This is a genomic window from Kineococcus lubricus, from assembly GCF_050871965.1.
Taxonomy (GTDB): domain Bacteria; phylum Actinomycetota; class Actinomycetes; order Actinomycetales; family Kineococcaceae; genus Kineococcus.
This window is the reverse complement of sequence record NZ_JBJLSK010000028.1, coordinates 38654-44653: the sequence shown is the minus strand read 5'-3', so window position 1 is coordinate 44653 and position 6000 is coordinate 38654. Positions and strand designations below refer to the sequence as shown.

6 protein-coding genes are annotated in these 6000 nt (G+C 75.9%); 5 read left to right on the top strand and 1 reads right to left on the bottom strand.

Going from position 1 to position 6000, the window contains the following annotated elements; all coding sequences use genetic code 11:
- Window positions 1-186 precede the first annotated feature (186 nt).
- The 5 genes from ACRYRX_RS18350 (at window position 187) to fabF (ending at window position 5263) form a co-directional block, all read left to right on the top strand.
- Entirely contained in the window at window positions 187-1425 is a 1239-nt protein-coding gene (locus ACRYRX_RS18350) for a PucR family transcriptional regulator (RefSeq protein WP_432514155.1), read from the top strand.
- Window positions 1426-1556: 131 nt separating this feature from the next.
- Window positions 1557-2522, top strand: a complete 966-nt coding sequence (locus tag ACRYRX_RS18345; RefSeq protein ID WP_432514153.1) for an ACP S-malonyltransferase — start codon at window positions 1557-1559, stop codon at window positions 2520-2522.
- Window positions 2519-3562, top strand: coding sequence for a beta-ketoacyl-ACP synthase III (locus ACRYRX_RS18340; protein ID WP_432514151.1), 1044 nt, complete (start codon window positions 2519-2521; stop codon window positions 3560-3562). Before ACRYRX_RS18345 ends, ACRYRX_RS18340 begins: the two co-directional genes overlap by 4 nt.
- Window positions 3563-3645: 83 nt before the next feature.
- Window positions 3646-3891 carry an acyl carrier protein gene (locus ACRYRX_RS18335; protein WP_012086932.1) on the top strand — a complete coding sequence of 82 codons (246 nt, stop codon included), beginning with the start codon at window positions 3646-3648 and terminating at the stop codon, window positions 3889-3891.
- 91 nt (window positions 3892-3982) lie between these two features.
- The gene (gene fabF, locus ACRYRX_RS18330) at window positions 3983-5263 is read left to right on the top strand and encodes a beta-ketoacyl-ACP synthase II (RefSeq protein WP_432514147.1); all 1281 of its coding nucleotides are present in this window, start codon (window positions 3983-3985) and stop codon (window positions 5261-5263) included.
- A gap of 79 nt (window positions 5264-5342) precedes the next feature.
- Here fabF and ACRYRX_RS18325 read toward each other — a convergent pair whose 3' ends face one another.
- Window positions 5343-5849 (bottom strand): DUF3145 domain-containing protein, encoded by a 507-nt coding sequence (locus ACRYRX_RS18325; protein WP_432514146.1) that lies wholly within the window; start codon window positions 5847-5849, stop codon window positions 5343-5345.
- Window positions 5850-6000: the final 151 nt, after the last annotated feature.

The following is a 6000-nucleotide window of genomic DNA, read 5'->3' as shown; positions in this document are numbered from 1 at the left end:
GGGGACGGTGGGTCCACCGTCCCCGGGCGGCCGTCCGCGCGTCCGCGCCGGACCCCCGCGCAGGACCCCCGCGCAGGGCCCGGCGCGGCTCCTGCGGCGGGTCACCCGGTCGCGGCCCCGGTGCGGACGGGCGACGTGGGCCGTCCGGCCCCGGCCCGGGGCCCGCCGACCCCCTACGCTCGCGGGGTGCCAGACGAGCGGACCGACCTGTCGCCCGCGACGGTCCGACGCCTGGAGCAGGCCCAGGCCTCCTTCGCCTCGGCCATCGCGGCGCGGATGGACGCCGCCCACCCCTGGTACGCGGCGCTGCCGGCCGACGAGCGGTCGTGGGTGGGGCTGGTCGCGCAGGCCGGTTTCGGCGACTTCCTGCGGTGGCTGTCCGAACCGGACCCCGACGTGCTGGCCGGGACGGCCGTCTTCGGCACCGCGCCGCAGGAGCTGATGCGGTCGGTGACGCTGGAGCAGACCGTGGAGCTGGTCCGGACGGCGATCACGGTCGTCGAGGAGGGGCTGGACGCCGTCGTCGGCGACGGCGACCCCGCCGAGCAGGTCGTGGCGCGCGAGGCGCTGCTGCGGTACTCCCGCGAGGTCGCCTTCGCGGCGGCCGCGGTCTACGCGCGGGCCGCCGAGGCGCGCGGGGCGTGGGACGCGCGGCTGGAGGCGCTGGTCGTCGACGCGGTGCTGCGCGGGGACGGGGAGGACACCATCGCCTCCCGGGCCGCGGCGCTGGGCTGGACGCTGGACGCGCCGACGGCGGTCGTCATCGGCCCCTCGGGGGACCGGACCTCGGCCGGGGTGGTGGCGCGGGTGCGGTCCCTGGCCCGCGAGGCCGGCGGGGAGGCGCTCGTGGGCGTCCAGGGCGACCGGCTGGTCGTCGTGCTGTCGGGGGCGCTGGACGTGCTGGCGACGGCGGACCTGCTGACCCGGACGGAGTTCGGGCCGGGGCCGGTGGTCGTCGGTCCGACCGTGGGCAGCCTGCCGGTGGCGGCGCGCTCGGCGCGCGCGGCCCAGGCGGGGGTGGTCGCGGCGCGCGCGTGGCCGGAGGCGCCGCGCCCGGTGCTGGCCGACGACCTGCTGCCCGAGCGGGCCCTGTCGGGGGACGCGACGGCGCGCCGGGCCCTGGTCGACCGCGCCTACGTGCCGCTCGTGGAGGCCGGCGGGGCGCTGCTGGAGACGCTGACGGCCTACCTGGCGCACGGCGGGTCGCTGGAGGCGTGCGCGCGGTCGCTGTTCGTCCACGCCAACACGGTGCGCTACCGCTTGCGGAGGGTGGCGGAGGTGTCGGGCTGGACGCCGTCGGCGCCGCGGGAGCGCTTCGTGCTCCAGACGGCGCTGGCGCTGGGCCGGTTGTCGCAGGCCGTGCCGGGTCCGCGGGCCGAAGGGACTCCCGCGCCCCGGCGGGGCACCGGCACCGATCCGCACTGAGCGTCCACCACCGGTGACTGCTCGCCGGAGCCCGAGCGCCCTCGGGGTTGGAGGATCCCTACAAGGGACACGCGCGAAGTCGGTGAGCGTCGTGACCGCCCCCGGCGGGCCGCGGAGGGCAGTCTGAGCCGGTGCTCGTTCTCGTCTTCCCCGGCCAGGGCTCCCAGTCGCCCGGCTTCCTCGCCCCCTGGCTCGACGTGCCGGGTGTCGCGGACCGGTTGCGGTGGGCCTCGGCCGTCGTGGGTGAGGACCTGACCGCCCACGGCACGGTCTCCGACGCCGACACCCTGCGCGACACGGCCGTCGCCCAGCCGCTCATCGTCGCCGCGGGTCTGCTGGGGCTGCGCGAGCTGTTCGCCTCCCCCGCCGACCTGGCCGGCCGGGTCGGCGCGGTCGCCGGCCACTCCGTCGGCGAGCTGACCGCCGCGGCCGCCGCCGGTGCCCTCAGTCCCGAGCAGGCCCTGGTGCTGGTGCGCGAGCGCGGGCGCGGGATGGCCGCGGCCGCCGCCGCCTCCCCGACCGGGATGAGCGCCGTCCTCGGCGGGGACGGCGAGGAGGTCGGCGCGAAGCTGGCGGCGCTGGGGCTGACCCCGGCCAACGCCAACGGCGGGGGCCAGGTCGTCGCCGCCGGCACCCTGGAGGCTCTCGCCGCCCTGGCCGCGGACCCGCCGGCCAGGGCCCGCGTGATCCCGCTGCAGGTCGCCGGCGCCTTCCACACCGAGCACATGGCCCCCGCGGTCGGCGCGCTGGAGCAGCTGGCGGCCGGGATCGACCCCGGCACCGCCGCCGTGCCGATCGCCGCCAACGCCGACGGCGAGCTCGTCACCGACGGCGCGCAGTTCCTGCGGCGCCTGGTCGCGCAGGTCTCCCGGCCGGTGCGCTGGGACCTGGTGACCGACGCCTTCGCGCGCCTGGGCGTCACCGGGCTGATCGAGGTGCCCCCCGCGGGTACGTTGACCAACCTGGCCAAGCGCACACTGAAGGGTGTGGAGGTCCTGGCGCTGAAGACGCCCGACGACCTCGACAGGGCCCGCGCGATGATCGCCGACCACGGTGGCCGGGCCGCCACGCTGACCACGACGGAGGCCGTCCTGTGACCGCGATCAAGACCGCTGCGACCCACCAGGCCGCCGTCCTCGGCGTCGGCGCGCACCGACCGCCGCGCATCATCGACAACGAGGAGGTGTGCACCTGGATCGACTCCTCCGACGAGTGGATCCAGCAGCGCACCGGCATCCGGACCCGCCGCTGGGCCGCGCCGGACGTCTCGGTGGTCGACATGAGCGAGGACGCGGGGGCCAAGGCGCTGGCCGCGGCCGGGCTCGGCGGCTCCGACGTCGACGCCGTCATCCTCGCCACGGTCTCCCACCCGTACCAGACCCCGGCGGCCGCGGCCGTGGTCGCCCACCGCCTCGGCGCGACGCCGGCGGCCGCCTTCGACGTCTCGGCCGGCTGCGCCGGGTTCTGCCACGGCATCGCCCTGGCCGCCGACCTGGTGCGCGGGGGCACCGCGCGCAACGTGCTGGTCGTCGGCGCGGAGAAGCTGTCCGACTTCACCGACAAGCACGACCGCTCCACGGCGTTCCTGTTCGCCGACGGCGCCGGGGCCGTCGTCGTCGGCCGCGCCGAGGAGGCCGGCGTGGGCCCCACGGTGTGGGGGTCCGACGGCGGCCAGGCCGACCTGATCCGCTCGAAGTTCCCCTGGACGGACCTGCGGACCCCCGCGACCGACGCGGCCCTGGCCGCCGAGGACCCCGCCGAGGTCGGTGACGTCGAGCGCTGGCCCTACCTGGAGCAGCAGGGGCAGTCGGTCTTCCGCTGGGCCGTCTGGCAGATGGCCCCCGTCGCCCAGGCCGCCCTCGACGCGGCCGGCGTCCAGGCGCAGGACATCGACGTGTTCGTCCCCCACCAGGCCAACGCGCGGATCATCGACGCGATGGTCAAGCAGCTCAAGCTGCCCGACACCGTCCACATCGCCCGGGACATCGTGGACTCGGGCAACACGTCCGCGGCCTCGATCCCGCTGGCGCTCGAGCGCGCGATGGCCGACGGGGACGCCCCCGCCGGTGGTCTGGCGCTGCTGATCGGTTACGGCGCGGGCCTGTCCTACGCCGCCCAGGTCGTCCGGCTCCCGTAGCCGGGCTGTCTCCTGGCCGTGAACCGCGGTCAGGTCGTTCCGGCGGTCCCCGACGGGCCGCCGTCCACATGGAGGAGCCACGCATGGCCAGTGAGCAGGAGATCCTCAGCGGTCTCGCCGAGATCGTCAACGAGGAGACGGGCCTGCCCACCGACAGCGTCCTCGCGGACAAGTCGTTCACCGACGACCTCGACATCGACTCGCTGTCGATGATGACGATCGTCGTCAACGCGGAGGAGAAGTTCTCCGTCCGCATCCCCGACGAGGACGTCAAGAACCTGCGCACCGTGGGCGACGCCGTCGCCTACATCTCGCAGGCCCAGGGCTGACCCGACCGGGCACCCGGCCGGCCCGCGCTCGCGGGCCGGCCACCCCGCACCACCCCTTCGCCGTCTGAGTTCCAGGAGGAGCTGACCGACCATGACCACGACCCCGTCGACCCCGTCGACCGCGACGACCTCGTCGCGCCGCGTCGTCGTCACCGGGCTGGGCGCCACGACACCGCTCGGCGGCGACGTCCCCACCAGCTGGGAGAACGCGCTCGCCGGCCGTTCCGGCGCGCGTCCCATCACCGACGACTGGATCCACCAGTTCGACCTGCCCGTGTCGTTCGCCGCCCAGGCCGCCGTGCGCGCCGACAGCGTGCTGGAGCGGCGCGAGATCAAGCGGCTGGACCCCTCCCAGCAGTTCGCGGTCATCGCCGCCCGGGAGGCCTGGGCCGACGCCGGGTCCCCCGAGGTGGACCCGCTGCGCCTGGGTTCGGTCGTCGCGACCGGCATCGGCGGCATCTGGACCCTCCTGACCGCGTACGACACGCTCAAGGAGAAGGGCTCGCGCCGCGTCCTGCCCCTGACGGTGCCGATGCTGATGGCCAACGGCCCGACCGCGGCCATCAGCATCGAGTTCACCGCGCGGGCCGGGGCGCACACCCCCGTCAGCGCGTGCGCCTCGGGGGCCGAGGCCATCGCCTACGGCGCCGAGATGATCCGTTCCGGGCGCGCCGACATCGTCATCTGCGGCGGCACCGAGGCCGCGATCCACCCGCTGCCGATCGCGTCGTTCACCTCGATGCACGCCATGTCGAAGCGCAACGAGGACCCCGAGCGGGCGTCCCGGCCCTTCGACACCGGCCGCGACGGGTTCGTGCTCGGCGAGGGCGCGGGGATCCTGGTCCTGGAGTCGGAGGAGCACGCGCGGGCGCGCGGGGCCCGCGTGTACGCCGACGTGCTGGGGACGGGCCTGTCGGCCGACGCCTACCACGTCGCGGCGCCCGAGCCCGAGGGCGCGGGGGTGAGCCGGGCCATCCTGGACGGCCTGGCCCAGGCGGGGCTGACGCCCGCGGACGTCGCGCACGTCAACGCGCACGCCACCTCCACCCCGGTCGGGGACATCGCCGAGGACAAGGGGCTGCGGCTGGCCCTGGGCGACGCCGTCGACGACATCGCGGTGTCCTCGACGAAGTCGATGACCGGTCACCTGCTGGGGGCCGCCGGGGCGGTCGAGAGCATCTTCACGATCCTCGCCCTGCGCGACCGGCTGGCGCCGCCGACGATCAACGTCGACGACCTCGACCCGGAGATCACGCTCGACGTGGTGCGCAAGGACCCGCGTCCGCTGCCCGCGACCGGGCAGCTCGTCGGCGTGAACAACGCCTTCGGCTTCGGCGGTCACAACGTCAGCGCGGTGTTCGCCTCCCGCTGAGCCGCCGCCCGACGCGAGCGCGCCCCCGTCCCCGGTTCCCCGGGGCGGGGGCGCGCTGCGTGGCGGGCGGGCCGGCCGCTCAGCCGACCTGGTGCAGCCAGCGCACGGGGGTGTCGTCCCCGGCGTGGCGGAACGCCTCCAGCTCGCAGTCCCAGGCCTCGCCGACGGCGAGCGCCAGGGCGCGGCGGGCCCCGGCGGCGTCGCCGTGGCTGAGCAGCTCCATGGCCGCGTGGACGCGGTCCTCGGGCACCTGGACGTTGCCGTGGACGTCGGTGGCGGCGTGGAAGATGCCCAGGGCGGGGGTGTGGCTCCAGCGGCCCCCGTCGCAGCCCTGGGACGGTTCCTCGGTGACCTCGAAGCGCAGGTGCGACCAGCCGCGCAGCGCGGAGGCGATGAGGGCTCCGGTGCCCTGCGGCGCCTGCCAGGAGTGCTCGGCGCGCAGGCAGCCCGGGGCGACCGGCTGGCTCGTCCAGTCGAAGGACGCACGCACGCCGAGGACACCGCCGGCAGCCCACTCGATGTGAGGGACGAGCGCTCGCGGTGCGGAGTGCACGAAGAGCACACCGCGGGTCGTCGCACCGGACACGCCTGTCTCCTTCTGCGGGGTTGTGAGGGACGTCTTCCCCAACGACCTCACGAACCGCGGACGACTGGCGGTGATGCTCGACTGCACGACGTGCTGGACGTACGGGGTCATCATGCACTACGGATCACGGTCGCGACCAGCACCCCGACCG